General features: G+C 48.0%; 18 protein-coding genes. 4 read left to right on the forward strand and 14 right to left on the reverse strand.

Features of this window, described 5'->3' with window-relative positions; all coding sequences use genetic code 11:
* Positions 1–310, forward strand: a 310-nt coding sequence (locus VIM72_RS23130) for a c-type cytochrome (RefSeq protein ID WP_414649003.1), incomplete at its 5' end; no start/stop codon positions are given.
* Positions 311–549: 239 nt separating this feature from the next.
* Here VIM72_RS23130 and VIM72_RS23135 read toward each other — a convergent pair.
* From VIM72_RS23135 to VIM72_RS23150, 4 genes are all read right to left on the reverse strand, one after another.
* Positions 550–2,340 (reverse strand): RagB/SusD family nutrient uptake outer membrane protein, encoded by a 1,791-nt coding sequence (locus VIM72_RS23135; RefSeq protein ID WP_332005189.1) that lies wholly within the window; start codon positions 2,338–2,340, stop codon positions 550–552.
* Between the two features lie 17 nt (positions 2,341–2,357).
* Positions 2,358–5,741, reverse strand: coding sequence for a TonB-dependent receptor (locus VIM72_RS23140; RefSeq protein ID WP_332005190.1), 3,384 nt, complete (start codon positions 5,739–5,741; stop codon positions 2,358–2,360).
* A gap of 84 nt (positions 5,742–5,825) precedes the next feature.
* Complete coding sequence (locus tag VIM72_RS23145; RefSeq protein WP_332005191.1) at positions 5,826–6,785, reverse strand: FecR family protein; 960 nt, start codon at positions 6,783–6,785, stop codon at positions 5,826–5,828.
* A gap of 76 nt (positions 6,786–6,861) precedes the next feature.
* Positions 6,862–7,449: an RNA polymerase sigma-70 factor gene (locus tag VIM72_RS23150; protein ID WP_332005192.1), complete on the reverse strand. Its 588-nt coding sequence runs from the start codon at positions 7,447–7,449 to the stop codon at positions 6,862–6,864.
* Between the two features lie 179 nt (positions 7,450–7,628).
* Here VIM72_RS23150 and trhA point away from each other — a divergent pair, with 179 nt between their 5' ends.
* Positions 7,629–8,273, forward strand: a complete 645-nt coding sequence (gene trhA, locus VIM72_RS23155; protein ID WP_332005193.1) for a PAQR family membrane homeostasis protein TrhA — start codon at positions 7,629–7,631, stop codon at positions 8,271–8,273.
* 15 nt (positions 8,274–8,288) lie between these two features.
* On the opposite strand, the gene VIM72_RS23160 is transcribed toward trhA, so the two are convergent.
* A complete protein-coding gene (locus tag VIM72_RS23160) occupies positions 8,289–9,173 on the reverse strand; it encodes an AraC family transcriptional regulator (protein ID WP_332005194.1) in 885 nt (294 codons plus the stop codon).
* 99 nt (positions 9,174–9,272) lie between these two features.
* On the opposite strand from VIM72_RS23160, the gene VIM72_RS23165 reads away from it, so the two are divergent.
* Positions 9,273–10,217: an NADP-dependent oxidoreductase gene (locus VIM72_RS23165; protein ID WP_332005195.1), complete on the forward strand. Its 945-nt coding sequence runs from the start codon at positions 9,273–9,275 to the stop codon at positions 10,215–10,217.
* A gap of 29 nt (positions 10,218–10,246) precedes the next feature.
* On the opposite strand, the gene VIM72_RS23170 is transcribed toward VIM72_RS23165, so the two are convergent.
* Both VIM72_RS23170 and VIM72_RS23175 read right to left on the reverse strand, forming a co-directional pair.
* Positions 10,247–11,938: a sodium:solute symporter family transporter gene (locus VIM72_RS23170; protein ID WP_332005196.1), complete on the reverse strand. Its 1,692-nt coding sequence runs from the start codon at positions 11,936–11,938 to the stop codon at positions 10,247–10,249.
* A gap of 142 nt (positions 11,939–12,080) precedes the next feature.
* Positions 12,081–12,962: an inositol oxygenase family protein gene (locus VIM72_RS23175; protein WP_332005197.1), complete on the reverse strand. Its 882-nt coding sequence runs from the start codon at positions 12,960–12,962 to the stop codon at positions 12,081–12,083.
* Positions 12,963–13,090: 128 nt separating this feature from the next.
* Between VIM72_RS23175 and VIM72_RS23180 the strand changes: the two genes are divergently transcribed.
* The gene (locus tag VIM72_RS23180) at positions 13,091–14,110 is read left to right on the forward strand and encodes a LacI family DNA-binding transcriptional regulator (RefSeq protein ID WP_332005198.1); all 1,020 of its coding nucleotides are present in this window, start codon (positions 13,091–13,093) and stop codon (positions 14,108–14,110) included.
* A gap of 77 nt (positions 14,111–14,187) precedes the next feature.
* Here the strand turns inward: VIM72_RS23180 and VIM72_RS23185 are convergent, their stop codons facing one another.
* The 7 genes from VIM72_RS23185 to VIM72_RS23215 are packed head-to-tail and all read right to left on the reverse strand — an operon-like array spanning position 14,188 to position 24,977.
* The gene (locus VIM72_RS23185; RefSeq protein ID WP_332005199.1) at positions 14,188–15,786 is read right to left on the reverse strand and encodes an IPT/TIG domain-containing protein; all 1,599 of its coding nucleotides are present in this window, start codon (positions 15,784–15,786) and stop codon (positions 14,188–14,190) included.
* An 18-nt stretch (positions 15,787–15,804) separates the two neighbouring features.
* The gene (locus VIM72_RS23190; protein ID WP_332005200.1) at positions 15,805–16,503 is read right to left on the reverse strand and encodes a fasciclin domain-containing protein; all 699 of its coding nucleotides are present in this window, start codon (positions 16,501–16,503) and stop codon (positions 15,805–15,807) included.
* Positions 16,504–16,521: 18 nt separating this feature from the next.
* Positions 16,522–17,991 (reverse strand): RagB/SusD family nutrient uptake outer membrane protein, encoded by a 1,470-nt coding sequence (locus tag VIM72_RS23195; RefSeq protein ID WP_332005201.1) that lies wholly within the window; start codon positions 17,989–17,991, stop codon positions 16,522–16,524.
* Between the two features lie 21 nt (positions 17,992–18,012).
* On the reverse strand, positions 18,013–21,255 hold the full coding sequence (locus tag VIM72_RS23200) for a SusC/RagA family TonB-linked outer membrane protein (RefSeq protein WP_332005202.1): 3,243 nt from the start codon (positions 21,253–21,255) through the stop codon (positions 18,013–18,015).
* A gap of 39 nt (positions 21,256–21,294) precedes the next feature.
* A complete protein-coding gene (locus VIM72_RS23205) occupies positions 21,295–22,335 on the reverse strand; it encodes a DUF5007 domain-containing protein (protein WP_332005203.1) in 1,041 nt (346 codons plus the stop codon).
* Positions 22,336–22,337: 2 nt separating this feature from the next.
* Entirely contained in the window at positions 22,338–23,480 is a 1,143-nt protein-coding gene (locus VIM72_RS23210; protein ID WP_332005204.1) for a carbohydrate-binding protein, read from the reverse strand.
* Between the two features lie 12 nt (positions 23,481–23,492).
* Positions 23,493–24,977, reverse strand: coding sequence for a RagB/SusD family nutrient uptake outer membrane protein (locus VIM72_RS23215; protein WP_332005205.1), 1,485 nt, complete (start codon positions 24,975–24,977; stop codon positions 23,493–23,495).
* Between the last annotated feature and the right edge of the window lie 8 nt (positions 24,978–24,985).

The following is a 24,985-nucleotide window of genomic DNA, read 5'->3' on the forward strand; positions in this document are numbered from 1 at the left end:
CTCCAGCATGCACCGTGTTATCAAACAGGCAGAGTGGCTGAAAAACAATATGCCTTATGATAAAGTATCACCAGGCAAACCCTTCCTCTCCGATAAGGAAGCAATGGACATCGCTGCATTTGTAAACAATGACAGGATCCACTCCCGGCCCAATCCCAAAAGCTTCGACTATCCGCATATCGCTGAAAAGGCCATCGATTATGACCACGGCCCCTTCGCTGACACCTTTTCGGTAGCGCAGCACAAATTCGGCCCCTACCAACCCATCATCAACTACTGGAAGGCGAAAGGGTTAAAGCCAATCTTTTAGCGGAGGATCGCCTTCGGCGATACGGAAATTGTCTTGGAACAGGATTATGATGATTTTACTGATTAGCCTGATTTTTATTCTTTGGATTTTTTAAAGGATTTGGGGAGATGAAAGCGCAAATATCCGCTTTCATCTCCCCAAATCTTTTTTAATCAAAAAATTCCAATCCAATAAATCAGTAAAATCATCATAATCCTGTTCCAAGACAATTTCCATCGCCGAAGGCGATCAGAGGCGCCTCACCAGCCGGGATTTTGCACAAGTTTCTTATTCCGGTCTATCTCCGACTGAGGGATCGGGAACAGGTAATGTTTCTTCTGGAATACCCTTGTTTCAAACACTGTTTTCTTATAAAAAGAAAGGTCGGTTAAACTGGTGCCGGCATCTACATCCATTCCGTAGAAAGGGCCTCCATCTGTTTGTTCTGCAATTTTCCAGCGGCGGGTATCAAAATAACGGTGGCATTCAAACGCCAGTTCCACCCGGCGTTCCCTGCGGATGCGCTCTCTCATGTCTGCCTGCGGTAAGCCGCCAGGTAAGGCGGGAATGCCTGCACGCTCACGGATGGCATTCACATATTTCAGGATGTCTGCATTGCCTGGCTGGGATTCATTCAATGCTTCTGCATAATTGAGATACATCTCCGCAAGCCTGAACAGTACAAACGGGCGGTATACATAACGGCTCAGACGGGGATAGGTATCAGGATGATAGTTTTTGCGTACCAGGTAACCGGTGCGGGAGTAGTCGTAGGTGCCTCTTTTACCGGTGTTGCCGGTATTAAATAATTCTACTTTCTTCTCTCCTTCACTCCTGTTAAACCAGGTCATACCGTTATAGGTAATACACACATAGAACCTCGGCTCCCTTCCTACATACATGTTGTAAGTACCGGCAGTGGTGTAACGGGTATCCGTAGTGGAAAAACCGGAAGGCACATACCCCGACCCTGTTTCATCAATGGCCTTTCCATTCTCCATAAAAAAGGCGTCCACCATTTGCTGGGTGGCGCCAACGCCGCTCCAGCCACCGGCAAAACGCGGGGAGCAATGCACCTCCCACTGATCCACGCCATTACCGGCCCTTGCAAAGATCACCTCTTTATTCCAGGGCGACATGACCGCATCCCGGCAGGAAGTAAACGGATCATACACCCCGCTGCCATCATTTACTTTATACAACTGGAACAGGTTGAGGTCAATCACTGCTTTTGCGGCATCTGCAGCTTTTTTCCATTTATTTACATCATAGGTAGTGCTCACCAGCGGCTGACCATCCTGGTTGGTGAAGCTGGCATAATCGGCATTGCCGTTGAATTGCGGGCTGGCGGCATATAATAGCATTCTTGCCTTTACAGCCATGGCCACGGGCCTGGTGATACGGCCGTACTCCAGTTCGTCGGACTGTTGCAGGGGCAGGTCCTGCCCTGCGCGGTCCAGTTCGGAAGCAATAAAATTCACACAGTCATCGTAGCTGCTGCGGGGAATCTGCGTTTGGTCAAACGGTACATCCGGGGCCAGTATACTTTCGCCGAGTAATGGCACGGGACCATACTGCCGCAGCAATCCGAAATAAAAATAAGCGCGGAGAAAACGGGCTTCCGCTTTATAACGCTTAATAATATCTGCACCGCCGGGCTGATCGAGTATTTCCTTACACTTATCTGCATTCTCCATAAAGTAGGTAGCAGAGCGGATGCCTTTGTAATAATCCATCCAGAAGTCGAAGAAACCGGAAGTAGGGTCCCAGCTGCCGATGTTCATAAAGTAGGAATTGTAGCCGCTCCTGGCCCAGGTCATGTCTGCCTCATCAGAAGCGCCCGTCCATGGATTACTTTGCCACTGGTTGCTTTCATCCCTTACATAGGAATATACATTGGCAAGGTATTCTTCGGTTGTTCTCTTCCTGGAAAAAATTTCTTCAATGGTGATACGGTCATCCGGCACCTGGTCGAGGAACCCTTTTTTACAGCCGGCCACTATTAACAGGATCACTGCCAGCAAGGTATATTTTACAGTTATTTTTTTCATTCCTTTAGATTTTAACTTTAAAACTGAAATGATGCGCCTACGTTATAGGTAGTGAGCTGTGGGTACTTGGTACCGCGACCTTCTCCCAGCTCCACATCCCATAGTTTGAAAGGACTGAAGGTGAGAAGATTATATCCCATCAGGTAAATGCGGGAACGTTGTACGCCCACCCGTTTCAGCCAGGAAACGGGAAGCGTGTAACTGATTTCGGCGTTTTTCAGTCGCAGGTAACGCCCGTTTTTCACCCACCAGGTGCTGGACTTGTAATTATCATTCACATCGCCAAACGACAGGCGAGGATAAAACGCATGTGGGTTAGGGTTCTCCGGAGTCCACCTGTCGGTGATCACATCCATCAGGTTACCGCGGGTACCACCCTGCTGGAAAGGAACAAAGCCTTCTCCATACGCATAGATATCCACATTGGAAATACCCTGGAAGAATAAACCGATGGAGAAATTTTTATAGGCGGCATTTACACCAAAACCGTATACAATTTCAGGAACAGATCCGTAGCCGATGGGCGACTGGTCGTATGCATTGATGATGCCATCGCCATTGATGTCTTTGAACTTCAGATCGCCGGGGCGTACGTTACCATTCTGCACAGGGCTTCTCAGGATCTCTGCGGAATCGGCAAACAAACCTTCTGCAATGTAGCCAAAGCGCTGTCCGATCTTCTGTCCTTTTCTTTCGAGATATGGATAGGCCCATGCCGGCAGATCGTCATCGATTACCTTGTTCCTGTTGTAGGTGAAATTACCTTTCAGGTTAAGTTGTACGGCGCCTATCTTATGATTATAATCTACTGAGATATCGATGCCTTTATTTTCCGTTCTGCCCAGGTTACCATAGGGATTGCTGCGAAGCCCTATCATAGCGGGTATGGAAGAGCGGCGAAGGAAAATATTCTTCCTGCTCTCTTTGAAAACATCCACCTGGATATTCAGCTTATCCTTAAAAGTGGTGATCTCCATCCCGAGATTTGTTTTCTTTGCCGTTTCCCAGGTTACATCAGAGGCGTATTCGCCGATATCATATCCGTTGAAAGTGTTGTTACGGTCTTTTCCAAAAGTATAGCCTGTGGTAGATGCCACGATAGGGATATAGGCGAACCGGCGGATATTATCGCCGTCCAGGATTTCACCGTTGCCTACCAGTCCGTAGGAGAAGCGGAACTTGAGGAACTGTATAATATTAGTAGCTGATTGAAAGAAGTTTTCGCCGGATACCACCCAGCCTAAACCTGCGGAGGGGAAAAATCCATAGCGCCTGTTGGGGGAAAATGTTTCGGAGCCATTATAGCCGAAGTTTACTTCCGCCAGGTATTTATCGTTCCAGGAATAAGTGCCTCTTCCTGCCAGGCCCCGCTGCCGGCGCGGGATAGAGCCAATGAAATCATCTTTGAAAGCGTCAATTTTATCGCTTTGGTTATACAGCAGTAAGCCACCTACGCGGTGCTTTCCAAAGGTGTTATCGTAGTTAAGGGCTGTTTCCGTGTAGAACTGGCGGTTACCGCCATTGCTCCTGGCATACGACAGGTAATTGCTCCCGATGCGGGTTTGTTCAAATATCAGCTTACCGTCCGCATCCCTGCCGGTGGCAATCCAGTTATCCACCGTTTTGGTACGGGCCATTCTATGCAGGTTGTAGCTGTCGAAAGAAAACATGGAAGTAAAGGAAAGCCCTTTCACGAGGAAGCCCAGATCCTGCCGCAGGCGGATGTTTGAAAAGATCTGGTTACGGAATTCGGTGGCATAACCGGTTTGGGTGAGCAGGTCGTATGGATTAGTAACATCGCCGGTACGCTGGCCACCGATCTTGCCATCGGAGTATTTGGGAGGATGTACAATGGGCGGCAGTTTGATAGCTGCATCGAAGATAGCGTCCGTTCCTGTTCCCGGATAGTTACCATTGCCGATATATCCCTGTACGCCAAATTCGAGGCGGGTGGTTTTAGTCACCTTCATATTCAGGTTGGAGGTGAAATTGTAGCGGGTAAATTTTATATCGGAATTATATTTGGCAAGATCATCTCTTTTAAACAATCCTACTTCATCGTAATAAGAAAGAGAAACATAATAGCTGGTAACATCTGTGCCACCGCGCATATTCAGGTTGGCGCGTTGATTACTGCCATTCTTCCTGAAGATCTCATCAATCCAGTTCACATTGGGATACAGCTCAGGATCTTCACCTGTAGCGGTTTTGCGGATAGCTTCATCGGAATACTGGGCAGTGCCGCCCCGGGTGGTGGTAGCTTCGTTGGCCATTTTCATATACGTTACGCCATCTGCATAATGAGGCAGTCGGGTAAACTGGGTAATGCCTTTGTTGATATCGGCATTGATCTGCGTTTTTTGCGCCTTTCCACCTTTGGTGGTGATAACAATTACCCCGTTGGCGCCTCTCACTCCATATACCGCAGTAGCGGAGGCATCTTTGAGGATATTAAAACTTTCAATGTCTTCGGGGTCAATATTGGAGAAAGGCCGTTCCACGCCGTCTACCAATACCAGCGGGCGACTGTCGGTAAAAGTAGAGATCCCGCGGATCCATATCTGCGCATCATCGTAACCCGGCTCACCGCTGCGCTGCACGCCAATAATACCTGCCAGGCGCCCTGCCAGCAAGGTGCTGAGGTTACGTACCGGTTGTTTGAGCTCTTCAATTTTAATTCCTGTTTGTGCGCCGATAAGGCTTATTTTACGTTGTTTACCATAACCCACTACCACCACTTCATTGAGGCCTCCTTCTTCTGCTTCCATGGTGATATCCATTTCCAGGCGGTTACGCACCGGCTGCACCTGTCTTTTATACCCGATAAAAGAAAACTCCAGGGTATCCAGCGGTTCCGCATCAATGGCATAATGCCCGGCGGCATTGGTGATAACGCCTTTGCCGGAGCGACTGAGCTTTACGGTAACGCCCGGCAGCGGGTTGCCGATACCATCTCTTACATTACCGGAAATAACCACGGCGGGTTTACGGGGCTGTTCTGCCAGTTGCGCCGCGGGTGCATCTTTCTCCGATAAAGCCACTATCAGGTACTGTTTGTTATTGAGCTTACTGCAACGCAACTGGTGGCTGGTGAGTATTTTATCAATGGCAGTGATCAGTGGCTTTACTTCCAGCTTCAGTAACTGGCTGGGAAAATGGATGCCTTCTATCTGCCGGTCGTTGTAAATAAACAGGATCCCTTTCACCCTGTATATTTCTTCCAGCGCTACTTTGAGCGTTAGCTGGGTATCGCGCGAGAAACCGCTGCCGCGCGGCGTATAGGCATTACTGTTATGGCTGTTAACGGCAAAGTTCTGCCGTAAGCCGTCGTTTGCGGCAAACACGTTGGTAGCCAGGCATAGCAGTGCCAGTCCCCACGTAAGTGGAAGCAAATTCTTCATAACGGGATTTGATTTATCTGATTTTAATTTTGGTTTTTCTTTTCCAGGTTCATTGTTCCTGACTCATTCCTTATCGCCTGATCGCTATTTTGGTTGAATAATTATTTGTTGTCCATTTTTTATGATCGTTACGTGCATAACCACTTCAATTGCCTTGTGTAAATTTTCCTCATCGCTGATGGCCATATGCCCGCTCATACTGCGCTCCTGCAATGCTTCCGGTTGCCGTACGGTTACCTGGTAGCCATATACCACCTGCAAAATTTCCGCAATTTCCCGGATGCTGGTATTATTAAAATCGAAGAAGCCTGCTTTCATCATCCGGTAATAGCTGCCATGCACCAGTTGCTTACTGCTTTTCCCGTTTTCAAAGAAAACGCCTTCATCCGGTTTCAGCGTCCATTCTTTCCCGGGCAGTACGGCTTTTACCATACCATCGGTTACCGCTGCAGCGGCGGTGGTAGCGCTGCTGTTGGCAATGAAAGAGGTGCCCAGTACCAGGATGTTCATCTGTTGTGTTTTCACGGTAAAAGGATACTCAGTATGTTTGCTTACTTCAAAAAAAGCGGTTCCTTTCAGGGTTACTTCCCTTTCTTTTTCCCAGCGGGGCGCATAGCTCAGTTCACTCCCGTTCAGCAGCCATACCTCGCTGCTGTCCGGCAGCCGTACCGCCCTGGGCGTGGCTTCGGTATTGGTGATGGTTACCAGCGCGGGACGGGCGGGAAACCATATGTATAGTACAGCCGTAGTTAATATCATTAATACTGCCACTGCGGCAGCCACCCGGTACCAGGGATATATTATTTTTCCTTTGGCCGGCGCCGGCGCCAACCTGGCGGCTATCTCCTGCCAGCGCTGGTCTGTTTCTTCCGCGGTGACGCCGGGAGCAGCTGCATAATCAAGGATGTCTTTTACCTGGAAATACAGCTGTTTATGTTGCTCGTTCTCATGCAACCATTCAAGTACCCGCTCTTTTTCACCGGCAGTCGCTTTCCCTTCAATAAATGCAATAAGGAGGTTATAATCAAAATCTTGTTCTTCCATGATAATATAAAGACGGATGAGTAAATCAATTCTACGTACGTGGATAAAAAAAAATCTGACCGGCCGGGGAGGCGGATCAGCAGAGCGACCAGATAAGGATCTTTATCTTTTTAATATTTGACCGGAGTTGTTTCATAGCTTTATAGAGTTGTGTTTCTACCGTACGGGCGGATATTCCCATAATATCGGATATTTCCCTGGTCCTTAAGCCATCTTTATACCGGAGCTCCAGTATAGCGCGACATTTGGGAGGAAGCTGCCCTATGGCCTGCTGCACCTGCTCGTTGCCGGCGCTAAGCACCAGGCTTTGCCGGCCTTTCTCGGGGTCGTACCAGGCTGCTTCTTCCAGGGAAAGAGAGGTAAGGGCGGCGTCTACATAGCGGCGGTGTACCATCTGGTGTCTTAAATGATCCACACAACTGTTATGAACGGAACGGAAAAGGTAGCCCTGCAGGCTTTGCCTGATATCGCCGGCGTCGCCTTTATGCTGTAATTGTATAAATACGTCCTGCACAATATCTTCCGCAGCCTCTTTCGTCACAAATTTGCACGCATACCCCAGCAGCCGGGGATAATACAGGCGGAACAATAAACCCAGCGCTTCCCGGTCGCCGCGTTTCAACGCCTCTTTAATAGTGGCTTCATTTATTTCGTTCGTATCCACAGGAATGAAGTGCTTTGAAGAAAAATATTGGCGGTCTAACTTACGGTTATTTATGCTGAGAATCAACTACCCCCTGTAAAACGAACTCTTTTATATCTTAATAGATAAACTCGATCCCGGTGCTGGCCAATATTAACTTATTTTTGCAGGAGGGTGTTAACATTAGAAAAATTGACCGGATGGCAGTTGTAATGAATGAAAAGGGGTACAGCCGTAAACAGGAGATCGTAAACGGGCTGATACACGGGCTGGGAATCATTTTCGGGGTAAGCGCATTGCCCATGCTGGCAGGTATCGCCGCCACGCACAATAATACGCCGGGCATTGTAGGCGCCTGTATTTATACGTTCTGTTTTATATTGCTGTTTACCAACTCCACTATTTACCATCTCTCGCAGGAGCTGGCAGTAAAAAAGCTGTTCCTGGTATTTGACCATATCAGTATTTACTTTCTGATAGCAGGCACCTATACGCCTTTCCTGCTGGTATATATGAATAATGCCTTTGGTATTACGCTGTTATCCATTTTATGGGGACTTACCCTGGCAGGCGTTTTATTCAAAACCTGGTTTACGGGGAAATATGATATTGTATCTACCATTATTTACCTGCTGATGGGGTGGATCATGGTATTTGGCGGGCGCCGGTTTTTCGACAGTCTTCCCCTGCCGGTAATTGTTATGCTGGCCATAGGCGGAGGGTTATATACAATAGGGGTTATTTTCTACATCTGGGATAAATACACCTATACGCATGCCGTTTGGCATTTGCTGGTACTGGCAGCGGCTATTTGTCATTATGTAGCGGTATTGCTGGCCATGTAAGCAGCGGGAAAATTATCAGCCGCTTAATCCAGGCCGGTAATTATTCTCCGCCCATATTTTTTTCCGGTACTCGGTAGGATTGATGCCGCTATATTTCTTGAACGTCCTGTTCAAATGGCTTTCGTCTGTAAAGCCCAGTTCGTCCACAATTTCGCTCATCCGCATATCGCTGTACTGCAGGCGCGTTTCCACCAGTTTCAGCTTGTAATTGGTCACGTAGCGCTGTATGCTTTCTCCCGTTAACTTCTTCACATATTCACTGATATAGTTGGGGGAGATATTAAACTGCGCAGCCAGTTTCTCAGTACGCAGTTTTTCCGGGTAATAAATATTCTGGTGAATGTAACTGAGAATATCGTTGGAAGCCTCACTGCTTACCGGGATCTTCTCCGGTGCAAGCAGCGATACATTGCGCGCCACGATGGTGATAATGGTATTCACCAGCTGCTGCACCACTTCATTGCGCAGCGATTGTTCCCGCGGGTATTCCAGCATCAGCGCATTCACCAGCGCCCGCACAATGGGTTTATCATCCATGTTCTGCAGAATGCAGCCGGGAAAATGATAATTATTATGGAAGATGAATTCCAGTTTCCTGGCCCAGTCGCCCAGGTTACTATACGTATTCCCTGTACGCTGCGCTTCCAGGTAGATGCCGTTAAAACGGATAAACAGGAAGCCGGTCCTGCTTTTGATGCGGGTATACTGTATATCCTGCGGCATCAGCAGGAAGAGGTTTTCCGGTTCATACCGGAAAGTATGCTGGTTATTATGGAAAGCGCCGGTCCCTTTCACAATATATACAAGCTCAAAAAAGTTGATACGGTGCTGCCCCATAGGGCAGGTATCTTCCTCCACATACATAATATCAAACGGCTTATAAAGATTAACTACTTCCATAACCTGTGATTGTACAAAATGTACCCTGATCCGTACAAGGGTATACCTGCAAATTTATTGGAATTTTGATTCATCAAATCACAAAAAACAAACAACAATATGAAAGCAATCGTATTAACGCAAACGGGCCTGGAGATAAAGAACATTCCCGAACCGGTTATTAACGACTATGAAGTACTGGTACGTAACCATGCAGCAGGTATTAACCCGGTGGATGCATTTGTAAGCCACAATGAAGGCGCTCTTAAAAGTATTCTGCAACCGAAAGATGGCGAGGAGATTATTCCCGGTTGGGATATTGCGGGAGAAGTAACCGCCGTAGGCCGGAAGGTAACACAGTTCAAACCAGGCGACGCTGTATTTGGTATGGTGAATTTTCCCGGTCATGGTAAAGCATATGCACAATATGTAGCCGCTCCGGAAAGCCACCTGGCGCTGAAGCCTGCCAACACTTCCTACGAAGCTGCGGCGGCCGCTTCCCTGGCCGCTCTTACAGCATGGCAATCGCTGGTTACCTATGGCCACATCAAAAAAGGCGATAAAGTACTGATCCACGCGGCAGCGGGTGGTGTTGGTCATTATGCCATACAAATTGCCAAACACTTTGGCGCTTACGTAATTGGCACTTCCTCTGCGGCTAAAAAAGAAGCCGTGCTTGGTTTTGGCGCCGATGAGCATATCGACTACAACAGCCAGGCATTTGAACAGGTGGTGAAAGATGCAGACATTGTGCTCGATTCCCTGGGCATACCCGGTCACCTCGACCGCTCCCTTGCTGCCGTAAAAAACGGCGGGCGCCTGATCAGTTTACTCGTATTTTTCAGCGATGAACAAAAACAACAGGCAGCGGCAAAAAACGTATATACGCACCGGTTATCCGTGGCTTCCGACGGAAACGATATAAAATCCATTGCCGCATTGCTGGAACAGGGCCTGCTGCATTCTGATGTTTCACAGGTGTATGCGTTTGAAGAAATTGCCAAAGCGCATCAGCAGGTGTCTTCCGGGAAAACACAAGGCAAAGTGGTGGTGAAAATACCGTGATAAAAAATAACAAGTAAACAGCAAACCAGTTACCAGAACCTCACATAGATAACGGACAACAACAATAAGATCGTTACTATTAGAATTACAGAAGAAGGTTTCAGTTTAAACATTTCATAATCCAGCTCAAAAGCTTTGGCGCTTACTTTCGGCCCTGCCAGGCTGATAGCCACCATCACGAGCACAGTGGTAAGGAAAGACCATCCGAGGCTGATAAAGAAAGGTATTTCATACTCTCCTTTCGCATTGTGGAAAGCAGAATACAGGATGGTTTCCGGGCCAAAGATCTTTACGGCAATCTGGTTAAAGAACAGGGAAGCGGCAAAGCCGGTAATGATCCCGGCAATGGCGGCAGCGCCGCTGGTCCTTTTCCAGAACATGCCGAGGATAAAAGTGGCAAACACGCCCGGGCTGATAAAACTGGAATACTTCTGTACAAAGGTATAACCACCGGCGCCGCCAATATCCAGCACATCGTTCCAGGTAAATAATACGCCTATCACGATAGCTGCAATAATGGTGAGCCGGCCGGTCCATACCAGCTGCTTTTCATCGGCTTTGGTATTGATATATTTTTTATAAACGTCCAGGGTAAATATAGTGGAGATGCTGTTGGACTTACCCGCCAGTGAAGCCACAATAGCAGCGGTAAGCGCAGCAATGGCCAGTCCTTTTAAACCGGCTGGCAACAGGGTTAGAATGGCCGCGTAGGCGCCATCTTTCTGCCCGCCTTCCAGCTGCGGCAAATGCCCATGCTGGTATAATACATACGCTACAATGCCCGGCAGCATTACGATTACAGGCATGAGTATTTTCAGTAAGCCGGCAAATAAAATACCTGTGCGCGCAGTTTGCAGATCCGCTCCCAGCGCACGTTGGGTAATATATTGGTTACATCCCCAGTAATTAAGATTGCTGATCCATTGCCCGGCAATGTACATACCAAATCCCGGCAGGATCAGGTACTTATTCACATAGTCCTGCGGCGCGCCGGCAGCAGGCTTCTTCAGCATCATATGAAAGTGATCGGGCGCTTCCCGTACCAGCACATTAAATCCCGCCAGCACATCTTTCCCCAATCCGAATTTCTCGCTTACTACGGTCAATGCCATCCAGGTAGTGGCCAGGCCGCCAATGATCAGTACACCTACCTGTATTACATCGGTATAGCCAATTACTTTCATCCCTCCCAGTGTAATTACTACAGAGAAGATAGCCAGTGCCACCATTACTTCATGAAAATAGGCGCCCCCGAGTAGCCCGTTAATGGCGAGGGCGCCCAGATACAAAATAGAAGTGAGGTTAACAAATACATATAAAAACAACCAGAATACAGACATAATCAACGCTACGGTTTCATTGTAGCGCGTTTTCAGGAACTGGGGCATGGTGTAGATCTTATTTTTGATATACACCGGCATCAGGAATACCGCCACAATGATCAGCGCGGCGGCGCCCACCCATTCGTACACAGATACCGCGATGCCCACAAAAAAACCATCTCCGCTCATTCCTATAAACTGCTCCGCTGATATGTTGGAAGCAATAATGGAGGCGCCTATGGCCCACCACGTAAGCGATCCTTCTGCCAGGAAAAAATTCTTTGAAGCAGTTACCGTTCCCTTCTTCTTTCTTTTATAGATCCAATATCCGTACGCAGCAACAATGATAAAATACAATGCAAAAACCAGGTAGTCTTTGAACACAAGTTGATTACTCATAAGTGGAGCGGTTGATCAGCAGTTTTTTTAACGTGGTGGAAATCCCTGGATATAATATAACAATTTCCGGCAGGTAGAAAAAAGGATTACCGGGAAGATGTCAGCTTGCTGCCTCCTTACCGGTAATCCGTTGTATCACTGTCTAAAACTTTAAAGTGGATGGCAGGTATTTCGCTACCAGGTCTTCATAATAGGGTCTTAATTTTTTCCAGTCCGGCGGAGTCGGGCTCTTGGAATACAGATCATACGGATTGAAAAGATTCACCCATTTAAACATTTCGTGATCATGGGCACTCATCAGGTGATCGTAAGCGTGCTCCCGGTGCTGCGGGTAAAAAGAGTGATAGCGCAGCATATACAGGGCAGGCTCAGGTAAATGATCCTTCATGATCTGGTAAATATATTCATCATGTCCCCAGCTCAGGTGCACATTTTCCAAACCGCAGTTGGGTTCATACACGCCATACTTTGTGTTATAATCCGGGTTGTTGATATCCGGGTTATTTTTGAAGAATTCCGGGAAAACGATCTTATCAGAGAAGGCACAGCCCACAGGATAGGTATCTCCTACCACTGCCCATTGCGGCTCACCAAAAAGGCATAATACTTTGCCCATGTCGTGAAACAAGCCGGTGAGCACCATCCAGTCAGGATGACCATCAGCGCGGATGGCTTCAGATGTTTGCAGCAGGTGCTGGAACTGGTCCAGGTCTGTATCCGGGTCGGAATCGTCTACCAGTTGGTTCAGAAAATCAAAGGCATCCCATACCGACATCTCCCTTTTATTAAAAGACAAAAATTCCTTTTCCTTTTCTTTCACAAATGCATACGACTGGTAAGTATGATTTAACCGGTAAAATTCGCGCACTGTATCACGGGGAGGCGCTTCATAGTTCCGGAATTCGGCAGTGCTTTTTTCCTTGTTGATATTGGCGGGATCCGGGTATCGCTCCAGTAAATCATCTTCCCATTGGTCCAGTGCAGTAAGTGGTGCCGGATTTGGCTGCCCGTTAACGCTATCCATAACATCAGATTTTAAAAGTTCGTGGAAATAAAGGAAAATATCCTGCTCTAAATATGCGATCTTTTTAAAAATCTTCCGCATAATAGAATAACTTTATTTACTTAACCGATTAAGTAACACGGCCGTATATGGAAAACGTCACGATCAGGATGCTTGCGGAAAGATTGCAGTTATCTACTGCTACCATTTCAAAAGCGCTGAGTAACAGTCATGAAATAAGCGAAGAAACGAAACAGCGGGTGCTGGCGCTCGCCGCGGAACTGAATTATGTGCCCAATCCTTATGCCAGCAGCCTGCGAAAGAAATCGAGTCATACCATTGCTGTTGTGATCCCTGAAGTAGCCGATAGTTTTTTTGCAGAAGCCATCAACGGCATAGAGTCTGTTGCCCAGGAGAAAGGCTACCATGTGCTTATCTATCTTACGCATGAAAGTTTTGGAAAAGAGCAGGCTATCTTAAAAGATTTCCAGAGCGGCCGGGTAGACGGGGTGCTTATTTCCGTAACGACGGAAACTGCCGCCGCCTCGCACGGACTGGCCCAGCTGGTAAAAGAGATCCCGGTCGTATTTTTCGACAGGGTATGCGAAGAAGTCACCGCTGCCAGGATCACTACCGACGATGCCAATGCCGCTTATAACGCCACTGCGCACCTTATTGCCGGCGGATGCCGTAATATCGGCCTCTTATCGGCCTCCCGGCATCTTTCTATCAGTAACAGGCGCGCAGAGGGCTTCCGGCAGGCGCTTACTGATCATCAGCTTCCGCTTACTGATACCAGCATCGTTTATTGCTCCAATGAGCCAGCTGAAAACCGGCAGCTATTGAAAACCGCTTTACATCAAAATCGTTATGATGGCCTGATTGCCACTACCGAAAAACTGGCCACTACGGTATACCTGGCCTGCGAGGAATTATCACTGGTTATTCCGGATGATGTACAGGTAATAGGCTTCTCCAACCTGAGCACCGCGCGGTTCCTGCAACCGTCGCTCACCACTGTATCACAGCCGGCCTTCAACATGGGCCATGCCGCCGCTACCGTGCTTTTCAAAGCGCTGAAAAGCAGCAGCTTCCCGCTGCAGGAACAGCAACAGGTAATTCCTTCTTCCCTGATCATCAGAAATTCAACAAAGGCAGCGGACCGGTAAACAGGGTATCGCTGAAATGATTACAGCCGGCGCCCGCGCATATACGCAGGTACCGGCTGTAACCGGGTATAGTGTTTTTAAGGATAAGTAATTCTTACAAAACGGTTGGCATCACGATAGTCGAACCTTGTAAAGGTGCCTACTACCAGCAGCGCCTTCTCTCCTGCTACAGGCAGGATCTGTGTAATACCGCCGCTGTTGGCGTTCTGATCGAGCGTTACGCCGCCAATGGTATTATACGTTGGATGGATCGCACCTTTGTCGGTAAGCACTATCATGTTATTACGAACCAGCCCGCTGAACTCCGTAAAAATACCGCTCACAATCACTTCGCCGCCCGGCATTACATGTGCATTGAACAAATAACCGTTGGAGCCTGTACCTACGTTAAACGAAGGATCTATTACCCCGTTCTCAGAGATCCGGGCTACATTCGCCATTTTAAGCCCTCCGAAAGTATTGAAGCGGCCCACAATGATGAGCTTTCCATCCGGCTGCCGGGTCATGTTCAGGATATTCTGATCAGGGCCTGCTCCTGCGGAGAACGAAGGATCAAGAGAACCGTCGGCATTTAAGCGGGCAATACGGTTCACCGCCTGCCCGTTGTACTTGGTAAAGGTGCCGGCAATCAGCAGCTTACCATCAGGCAAAAGGATAGAACGGTTGATATAACCATTGGGGCCTTCTTTACCCATGTGCTTTGCCAGGTCGTAGTTGTAGGTGCTATCCAGGCTGCCATCAGGCATTAAACGCACCAACCCGTTGATCTGGATGGAGTCAAGATGAACGGAGTCCTGCCCTACGCTGCCAATAAGGTTATAATTGGGTTGCACATAAAAACGGAAAACACCGGTAAGCAGGATCTTTCCATCGGCCTGCACATGCAAATTGCTTACCTGCCCGGAGATACCCCCTTTTAAGGAGGAAATGATGATTTCCTTACCGGAAGGACTGAATATTTTATCTGCTGCCAGCGAACCATTGTTGTTCAGCAGTGCAATACTGTTTACAAAATTTACGCCTTCATAGTTATTAAAAGCGCCCGCCACCAGGTATTTGCGATCGGGCCCGGGCAGCGCCTTAGCGGTTAATACAAAGGTATTGGTACCGTTTTTCTTGTCGGGGCCAAAACTGCCATCTACTTTACCATCGTGATTAATCCTGGCTACGCGGTTAAGTTTTCCTTCCTTACCGGAGTTATCGAAATCGGTAAAATCACCTACCACCAGGTATTTCCCGTCTTCCACAGGAATAATATCCGCGATGGCTCCATTAGCGGCCACTTTACTTGGGAAAAGGGTATCCATCTGGAAGGTACCTGTTACCCGGAAAAAAGGCCCGAAGAAATACTGCTGGTCCACCTGCGCAGCCACATTACCGGTAGCCGCCTGGGCAGGCACTTTTACGCGGGCGGTGGTATCGGTAAGCTCCAGTATAGGCGCACTTACCCCGTTAAAAAGAATGGCCAGTTTGTCTTTGTTTTTAAGGAAGCCTTTCCCGCTCACCGTCACCTCCTCACCTACACGGGCACGGTCTGGACTGATACCATTCTTGTTGATATAAATGGCCGGCTGCACCTGTTCTTTATAAGGGTCTTCCCCTTTTGAACTGATCTTATCTTTGGTACAGGCGCCTAACGCTGCCAGGAGTATTATTAAGAACGTATATTTTTTCATACTGAATGCGTTAATGGATTATTGATTCTGCAGTTCCTGTTCTGCTATCCTCACAAATTCTCCCCGGCGGAAACCGAAGTCGTGCCGGAAACTCAGCACATGCAGCACTCCGTTTGTTGGCTGTATATCTGATGTCATCACCAGTACCTTTGGGTTGTTGGCAAAGGTCACAGGGTCATAGGTGATATCCGTCAGCTGCATTACCCTTGCACCTACTGCCTCTACCCCGTTGTAATTCTGGTAAATCAACCCGATGTTGAGGATATAACCGCTGCTCATGACGTAATTAATGCCCGGGTAAGCATATACGTTTACAGGATCAATACGTGCAAATTTATTGGCTGTGTACTTTCCTTTCATCATATACATCATCAGGAATTTCTTCCATACTTTAGCGGGAATATCAGCCAGCTGCACGCTGTCTTCCACCATCGTGTACCGGTAGCTGTTCAGGTCATTGATAGCAGCTACAATACTCTGATCAGTTGGTGTGAAGAATGTAACGGAATCGTTCTGCAGCATTTCTTTCAGCCCGGCTTTTTCCACCACGTATGCCACGGTATCAAAGAGGTCGGTGTTTTGTACCAGGTAATCGTAAATGGTGCCTTTATAATGCGGATCAGCAAGACCGCTGTCGATATAATAATCTTTTTTACAGGCAGATAACAACAGTGCTGCCATCAATAGAACGCCGGCTATGGGCAATAGCTTTCGCATAGTCAATATTTTTAACAGTTATTGTATCCAGTATTGGTTCCTGGTGATCAGCGGATTGTTGTTCACTGCAGATGTTGCAATTGGCCAGGTCCACGCTCCTTTCTCCATCAGATCCGGTGTAAGCGGGTTCTCTGTCAGGTTCCTGTTGCCAATCCTGCCGGTGCGTATCAGATCGTACCACAGGTGCCCTTCCCCCATCAGTTCTTTTTCCCTTTCAAAGAAAATAGCTTCCTTCAGCGGATCGCCGCCACCGCCGGCATATACTTTTGCGCCTGCGCGGTTGCGCACCAGGTTGAGCATCTCAATGGCTTCTGCATTCCTGTTGCCCAGGTTAGCCAGCGCTTCCGCCCTCAGCAGGATCACATCTGCATAACGGAACAGGATGAAGTTGGCATCATAGTCCCTGGTGATGGGATTGGTGATGGCAGAGAATTTCAGGAACATCGGTTTCTTTTCTCCCTTCTGTGCATAAGGATCATCAAACCAGAGGTCCATCCTCTTATCGGATTCACCCCGCGGATAGATCCTGTCAAGATGCCTTACCATCGGCGTAATCTCACTATTGCCGTTCAATCCGTCGCGGATAATAGGATCATGTAATGTCCACTGGCAGATGAGATAGTGGAAGGCGCCGCCATAGTTGGCATCGAGCGACAGCTCAAAGATGCCTTCTTCTGAACGGCCCTTGAAAATAGCCTGGAAGGTTTCTTTGGTATAAGGCAGGAGTTTGTATTCATGCAGGTCCATCAGCTCTTTGATGAGGTCTGCCGTCTGGCTCCAGTATTTTTGCTGATTGGCGTTATCAAAGCCTGCGCACCACATATTGATATGCGCCATCAGCGCCAGTGCTGCACCTTTGGTGCCGCGCACCGCCCTATTGGTAGGGTCCTCGTAAGAGGTCACCATATCATCTTTACATGCTGCAAGATCTTTCAGGCAAAAATCCAGTACGGTCAGCATTTTTTCGCGGGGCTTCAGTGTAATATCATACGGGTCTGTTTGCAAAGGCACATCTCCGTACAGGCGCGTCATATAGAAGTAAATGAAAGCGCGTATAAACCGGGCTTCTGCCACCAGGGCTTTCTTCTCTTTTGAGCTGAAGGCCGGATCTTCAATACCGGGTATCCTGTCTATACAAAGATTGGCAGTAGCAATGGCCTGGTAAAATAATCCCCAGTCGGGAATATCTTCAATGCCATCGCCACCAGCCTGCAGCAGGCGGTTGGCGGCCAGGTTACGGAACCCGTTCTTATCAAACCAGTTCCAGTTACCGGGCCTGAAATCGCCCACATTATATACAACGCCGTTGGTAAATTTCTGCAACAGCTTTGCATAAGCGCCGTTGATGGCTTTCTGCGCATCGCCTTTCGTTTTCCAGAAATCTTTCCCGGAAAGGGTATCCAGCGGTTTTACTTCCAGGAATTTCTTACAGGAACCGGCTCCCAGCAGCAAGCAGAAAAGCATTCCTATTCTAAACCAGTATTTCATCTGAAAATAATTTAAGTATCATTAAAATTGAGCACCGATACCGAATGTCAGGCTGGTAGCATTGGGATACCCATTGATATCATCCCTTCCCAGCGAAGTCACGGTTTCAGGATTTGGCCCTGTATATTTTGAGAAGATGGCTACGTTGTAAGCGGTGAGATAAGCACGCAGTACCCGTAGTTTTAACTTCTTCATAAAATCAAAATCACGGAACTGGTAGGCCAGTGTGATCTGGTTGATCTTGAAATAAGAGCCATCTTCCATCCAAAGGCTCTGATCCAGCCTGTTGGGCGCTACCAGCGCATCGTGGTCAAAGGACCCTACGATGGCAGGATGCGACGCTTTATCGCCGGGATTTTTCCAGTAGTCGATCTGGCTGATATCATACAAGTTAATCGGACCAGCGGCGGTACCACTTGGCTTTGATAACAGCTCAGCATATTGTAGGCGATAAATCCTCGCAGCAATGGCATTATTCAGAATGCTGCGATCAGCCAGGAAGGTGCAGTTGATATTGAGCGACAGGTTCCGGTAGCTCAGCGTATTGTTCAACCCACCGGTGAACATAGGCTCAGGGTTACCCATGATCACATAGTCGGCTCCATCCAAAGCGTAGTCGCCGTTCAGATCCCTCCAGATAGGATCCCCTGCCTGGAAATACTGGGTACCGGGGCCTTTAAACGCTTTGTAACGCACACCCCTGATAGGATCAACCGGCACATCAGACGTATTGGCATAAACGCCGTCTGTCTGGTACATATAGTTGCTTTGTGGATTTCTTCCCACTTTCAGTGCAATGCTCTGGTAAGTATTCTGGTCTACATTGATGAAGAGCTGCGAACCACCGGGCAATTCCGTAAGCACGCCTTTGTTGTAAGCGCCGTTGATGGAGAAGATCCACTGGAACCCTTTAGGATCGCGGTTCATAATAGGGCGTGTGGTGATAGACAATTCATGCCCGTAGTTCACAATAGCCCCGCCATTTACCTGCATTTTGCCATAGCCGGTAGAATTAGGCAACGGGATATCGCGTACCAGGTTGTAGTTGTTCTTGTAATAGGTGTCATAAATAATTTCCACCCGTCCTCTCAGCAGCCCCAGGTCTACCCCGAAGTTAAACTGCGATGATTTTTCCGGCTCCATATACGGATTAGCCAGCACGCCATAGTTAGGATTAATGGAAATAGCGTTATTATAGCTTTTCACACTTTCATAGGCGCCCAGTGAATTGAGAATGGTAGCGGTAGGGCGACTGTTAACGCCATAGGTTACACGTACCGATCCGTAATCCAGCCAGTTCCAGCGGCGCATCAGGTTCTCCTTGTTGAAGTTCCAGCGCACACCAACGGATGGGTTTTTCGTATAGGGGTTATTGATACCTGCCGATGAATTGCCATCCAACCGGTAAGCCAGGTCCAGTACATACTTGGTACGGTAGTTATAAGACAGGAACCCTGCCCATGAAGCGGCGTGATATACATAGGATACCGGGGTACCGTTCACGTTTATTTCACTGGCATTGTTCCAGGGGTTACCGGGATAGAAACGCGGGGAATAACCACGCGGGCCCCAGTAATAATCGTTCGGGCCGTTACGTATATCCTTCACATGCTGATCGTCCGACTTGATATTCACTTCGCTGAATACACTGGCGTATATATTATGCCCCTTCTCCTGGTCGGAAGGCCGGCTGCTGTAGCTGTAGTTCACGCCATTCCTGGTGTTCAGTTCATCGTGCCGGCCCACAAAGCCGTATAAGCCGGTTTGGTTGTTATTAGAAAATGATTGATTAAACCGGTCCCTGGTATCTGTATAATAATCGTAAGAAGTAGTGGAGTTAATGCGCAATCCTTTGATGATCTCATAATCCACATCCACGAACCCGCGGATATTGAGGGTATTGTTATCATCTATGTTATTCTCGTATCCGCTCAGTTGGGGGTTGCCAACAAAGGTAGAAGGGCCGGGCATCAGGGAGGAGGTAAAGGAATTTCCGGCGCCGTTGTTGGTTAAACCGCCGCCATTACCCCGCTGTTTCTGGCCCAGCGCGCTGAACAACTGTGCGCCGATACGCAGTTTCTGGCTGGGCTGCATATTCAGCTGCATGTTCAGGCTGTATTTATTAAAGCCCGTATTCTTCAACACGCCCTGGTTCATCTGGTAGGCGAAGTTGGCCTTATAGTTCATCTTCAGGTTACCACCACTGATCTGGACGTTATTATTGGTATTCAAAGTGGTCTGGTAAAATAACCCCTGCCAGTCGGTGGAATTATTATAAAACGCATTCAGGCTGTCTGTCAGGAACTGGGAATTAGGATCCCCCAGTAGAAAACGGGCCTGTTGTAAATCCCTGGCGTTTTTCATGATAGAGCTGATACGGTACCTGCGCTCCGCGTTACCACCAATGGTAGGCCGCAAAGCCGGCGGCAGGTTCACAAACAAACTGCTGTTGATGTCAATGATGGGTGTAGGCGAGTTACCGCGTTTGGTAGTTACCACAATTACGCCATTAGCGCCGCGGGAGCCATACAGGGCGGTAGCCTGCGCGTCTTTCATTACTACGATAGACTCTACGTCTTCCGGCGGAATTAACGCCAGCGGGCCGGTGGCCGCGCCGGGCTGCAGCATCGATTGTGAAATACCACCGTCAAAGTCTACAGGTACGTTATCAATAACCAGCAGCGGGTTGTTACTGGTGAGATAAGCATTATCACCACTTCCGCTCACATCCAGCTGGGAAACCCCTCTAACGGACATGGTACCACGAAAACCCGGGGCGCCGGAGTTATTCTGGATATTGAGGCCCGCAATTTTACCCTGCAAAAGTTCCTGGATATTGGATACCGGAACATCCTGCAGCGCTTTTCCGTCAATTACGCCTGCAGAACCGGAAGAGGTTTCCTTGGTACGTTTCTGGTAACCGATGATCACTGTTTCCTTCAGTGATTTATTTTCAGGGTTCATGGTAACATTCAGCGTGGTTACCTTTCCCACTTTAACCGTTTCCAGGCGATACCCGATGTAGCGGAACTGGATGGATTTTTCAGGATCTACCGTAATGGTGAAATGCCCCGTGGGATCCGTAACACCCAGGCCTTTATTATTTTTTATATCGATGATCGTTACGCCGGGGATTCCCTCTTTAGAAGCGGCATCTGTAACCCGTCCCTTAACGGTAACAGTCTGTTGGGCAGATGCCGTGTTGCCGGCTCCTGCCAGTAACAGGAAGAAAACTACCAGCGTATATATGTACCGTTTTTTCATGGCACTCATGTTTTAATGTTTCAGAATACAGTTACCGGTTTAATCGTTGATAAACTTGGGATTCACTTTAAACTTGAAGATGACATCCCAGCTGCCTGGTTCAAATACGGCGAATTCATAGCCAATACCTGCCTGGCGGCGGGTACCATAGGAAACACGCTCATAGGAGAAAAAGATGCCGGCCTTTTCATTGATACCCACATCCGCCAGCACGGGGTAAGGACTGGTAACATCCCAGGTAACGGTAGCGCTGTCTTGTGAAAACTTCCGGTTAAAACCAAAAAACACGTTCGTACCAATAGTGTTGCTATAATATCTCAGGCTATCCCATTTAGTGACATTAAAATTCGACATTTTAATAGGTAAGGAATCCTTATCAAAAAACTTAAAAGTGAGCGTATTTTTTGCGGCGCCTCTTTTAACAAAGTATACATTCACCTGATCATTGTTGATGGCGTTATTCTGCATGTCCTGCACACCAATGAGCGTAGGATGATTATATACCAGGTTACCGTTGGATTCTTTTTTCTGAAGCCCGGTGATATCATCAAATTCATAAGGCTCATAGGGGCGCGGGCGGCGGAGATCCAGCTTTCTTTTCTGGAAAGTTTTCTGCCCTCCCTTGTTCTTCACCAGGATATCGAAGGTATAAACGCCCTGTTTTATTTTGGAACTGTCGGTAGCCCAGAAAACAAGATCGCCGGAAGTGGAGCGCATATCAAGCGCCGGTCTTTTTACCTGGAAACGTTTGGCTTCAATTTCCGCTACGGTTTTCTCGGTTCCACTGTAGTATTCTTTCCACTGCCAGGTATTCACTTCTTCCAGCAACTCCGTAGCAGGCGTTCCATCTGGCCGGGCAATATTTTTCATCTCAAAAGTGAGCGGCTGTGTGGAATTGTCTGCGTTGAATTTTCCGTAGAACACATTTGTACGTCCAAAATTGGCCTGGTAGGTATCACCGTCGAAGTTGGCGTTGTTACTGAAGTGCTCCTTTTCATCGGGCAGCAGCTGCTTGTAACAGCCTGTTGCCAGTGTTGCCAGCGCAGTGGCTATAAATAAGGTATATACTTGCCTTTTCATTGCTATGGGTTTATTTTGGTGAAGATGATGCGGTGCAGGTTGAGGTTTGCTTTTTTAATCACCACTTTCATCAGGTGTTTTCCTGCGGGCAGATCTGCCGTACCAAAAGCTCCCTGCCAGGTTTGCCAGCCGCCGGTACCTTGTATGGGAATATCTTCACATACCCTTACTTCGTCAATGGTGAGATAGATAAGACCGCCGCCATTACCGGCAATCCTCAGCTCTACTTTATATTTTCCTGCTTCTTTAATATCAACAGTATATCTTACCCAATCCCCATCGCTGGTCCAGCCAATGTTGTAATTACCGCCGGGACTGACAGAGCCATCGCCTTCCGAACAGTTTTCTGTTCCCGGGTCATCAGGCCGGTAAGTATGGCCACCGTTAGGATTGCGGTAATCATAGGCCACGCCTTTCGGACCTTCATCATAATCTGCTGCATTCACTATACCGGGTATTTCAAGCGGGTAACCCAGGTAAGGCCCCTGCGGCGGCTCCAGCGATTTTGGATAGGCTTTCCCTACAAAAGAAGTAAACCCGAACACATGCCTGGTTTCCAGGATATGCATCAATCCATTGGTGGATTTGATGTCCACGTTCTGGGTAAGTGCAACGGACCAGTCTTTCGTAAACCTGGAATCGTTTTTATCGCTGTACTGCAACACGGCAGTGCCAGCGCCTACTGCCCCGGAAGCATTGGTGCTGGCTGTTTTTCCGTTCATTTCATGGCCATACAGGGATTCCAGGTCGCTACCGTCTGCATACCGCAGCGAATCGGCCGTTACCAGGCCGCGTACTATATAACGGCGCAGTAAACTGTCCCATACAATAAGCGGTATGCTGTCAATTGTCCAGTTGCCTTTGTCGCCAAGCCGCTCCCTGGTAAAGTTCACATTACGGATAGCAGTGGTAATACTGTTGTCCTGCGGAACAAAAAAAGTAACCTGCTTACTCTTGAGCGTATCGGTAAGCTTTACACGGTCTATCAGTAATAACAGGGTATCATACAATCCTCCCTGTTGTTTGAGAAAATCATAGGTACTTACTTTCACTTCCGATAAAGGCTTTGCATTCCGGTAATCCTGCATCCCCTTTTCACAGGCAAAGCAAGCCGTGATGACCAGTAGTATTAAATATTTTTTCATGGCAGTGATTTGTTATTTCCAGAAAGAGTTTTGAACCAGTGCGCTGTTGTTGGCCAGCGCTTCCTGCGACAATGGCCAGAATGCGGCGCCCCTGTCTACATCCGCCTGCGTAAGCCTGGTATACTGCGGGATCTTTTTGAAATGTACCAGGTCGTACCAGTACCATCCTTCTCCCATCAGCTCCCTTCTGCGTTCCAGCAAAATGGCATCCAGCAGCTCCTGCCCGGCAGTTGCTACATTTACATTTTTAAGCGCGCGGCTGTTACGGATCTGGTTCAGGTCTTTCTGTGCTTCGGCGGTTTGTCCTAACCGGGCTTTTGCTTCTGCACGCAGGAGATACAGCTCTTCATACCGGAATACGATGATACAGGAAGAATACATTTTCAACACAGGGTCTTTTACCGCGCCATTGATCTGTTTCATTTTAAAGAAGATGGGATAGGCTTCTTCCATTTTTGTGAAGAAATAAGTGGGCCGTTGCTCACGGGATTCGTTGTAGATCTTCAGTACACTGTCTTTAGGAACATAAATCTCAGATTCCCTTTTGGGGATATAAGGTTCGCGAAGCGTCCAGTCTTCCAGCTGACCGGTAGAAGATATTTCCGCGTGGTCAAAGTTCATATCCACCTGGAAGATATTGGCGCCGATACGACCACGGAAAGCGCCGTCCAGCCTGGTTAAATCGTTCAGGCTTACAAAACCGTAACCGGTGTTCGACTGGTTATTGATAACGGTATTGGCATACTCGAGCGACTTATCATACTCTCCTTTCCAGTTATAGATATGCGCCAGCAATGTATAGGCCATGCCTTTAGTAGCTGTAATGGAAATGTGATGCGATTCGCCCTGGCCGCGGTAGTCGCCTTGCTGCTCCGGCGATTTCCCATTGTACTTCCAGGGTAACCCATCAATACATGATTTGGCTTCTTCTGCAGCATAATCCAGTACTTTCTCCCATTTCTCACGGGCAATGGTTTTCACTACGCCATCAGAGGGAGCGGTTACCAGCGGCACATCTCCCCAGATCCTTACTATATAATAGTAAAGAAATGCGCGGATATAAATAGCCTGTGAACGGTCCAGCTTCATTTCGTTTTGCGAATACCGGTAATCGGTAGCAGTTACCTGTGGTAATTTTTCTATGGTAAGATTGCATTGCGCAATAGCTGTATAAAATCTTCGCCAGTCGCGCCATTCATCCATGGTGGTATAACTGGCGTTCAGGTTATTTTCCACTACTGCGCGCAGGTCGCCACGTTTGGTCGACTGAAAGTCGCCGCCACGCAGGTCGCCATACACCCAGTGTGCATTTTCATTGGCCATAGCAGCGCGCATTAAAGCATAACAGGCAGATAATCCCGCGCGTGCATCGTTCTTGGTCTGCCACATATTTTCTTCCGTCAGGGCACGGTGAGAGGGCACATCCAGCATTTTCTTACAGGATAGCATACCCGATGCCAGCAAGAGTATTACCCCAACAACAGCAATATTTCTCATGATCATGT

Origin of the sequence: Chitinophaga sp. (genome assembly GCF_036569185.1) — a bacterium.
GTDB lineage: Bacteria > Bacteroidota > Bacteroidia > Chitinophagales > Chitinophagaceae > Chitinophaga.

What these genes read in the sequence shown, in the direction of transcription:
- VIM72_RS23175 (WP_332005197.1), bottom strand. Translation starts at nt 12,962, where the DNA reads ATGGATAGCGTTAACGGGCAGCCAAATCCGGCACCACTTACTGCACTG.
- VIM72_RS23135 (WP_332005189.1), bottom strand. Translation starts at nt 2,340, where the DNA reads ATGAAAAAAATAACTGTAAAATATACCTTGCTGGCAGTGATCCTGTTA.
- VIM72_RS23210 (WP_332005204.1), bottom strand. Translation starts at nt 23,480, where the DNA reads ATGAAAAAATATTTAATACTACTGGTCATCACGGCTTGCTTTGCCTGT.
- VIM72_RS23145 (WP_332005191.1), bottom strand. Translation starts at nt 6,785, where the DNA reads ATGGAAGAACAAGATTTTGATTATAACCTCCTTATTGCATTTATTGAA.
- trhA (WP_332005193.1), top strand. Translation starts at nt 7,629, where the DNA reads ATGGCAGTTGTAATGAATGAAAAGGGGTACAGCCGTAAACAGGAGATC.
- VIM72_RS23190 (WP_332005200.1), bottom strand. Translation starts at nt 16,503, where the DNA reads ATGCGAAAGCTATTGCCCATAGCCGGCGTTCTATTGATGGCAGCACTG.
- VIM72_RS23195 (WP_332005201.1), bottom strand. Translation starts at nt 17,991, where the DNA reads ATGAAATACTGGTTTAGAATAGGAATGCTTTTCTGCTTGCTGCTGGGA.
- VIM72_RS23205 (WP_332005203.1), bottom strand. Translation starts at nt 22,335, where the DNA reads ATGAAAAGGCAAGTATATACCTTATTTATAGCCACTGCGCTGGCAACA.
- VIM72_RS23200 (WP_332005202.1), bottom strand. Translation starts at nt 21,255, where the DNA reads ATGAAAAAACGGTACATATATACGCTGGTAGTTTTCTTCCTGTTACTG.
- VIM72_RS23180 (WP_332005198.1), top strand. Translation starts at nt 13,091, where the DNA reads ATGGAAAACGTCACGATCAGGATGCTTGCGGAAAGATTGCAGTTATCT.
- VIM72_RS23185 (WP_332005199.1), bottom strand. Translation starts at nt 15,786, where the DNA reads ATGAAAAAATATACGTTCTTAATAATACTCCTGGCAGCGTTAGGCGCC.
- VIM72_RS23140 (WP_332005190.1), bottom strand. Translation starts at nt 5,741, where the DNA reads ATGAAGAATTTGCTTCCACTTACGTGGGGACTGGCACTGCTATGCCTG.
- VIM72_RS23170 (WP_332005196.1), bottom strand. Translation starts at nt 11,938, where the DNA reads ATGAGTAATCAACTTGTGTTCAAAGACTACCTGGTTTTTGCATTGTAT.
- VIM72_RS23160 (WP_332005194.1), bottom strand. Translation starts at nt 9,173, where the DNA reads ATGGAAGTAGTTAATCTTTATAAGCCGTTTGATATTATGTATGTGGAG.
- VIM72_RS23215 (WP_332005205.1), bottom strand. Translation starts at nt 24,977, where the DNA reads ATGAGAAATATTGCTGTTGTTGGGGTAATACTCTTGCTGGCATCGGGT.
- VIM72_RS23165 (WP_332005195.1), top strand. Translation starts at nt 9,273, where the DNA reads ATGAAAGCAATCGTATTAACGCAAACGGGCCTGGAGATAAAGAACATT.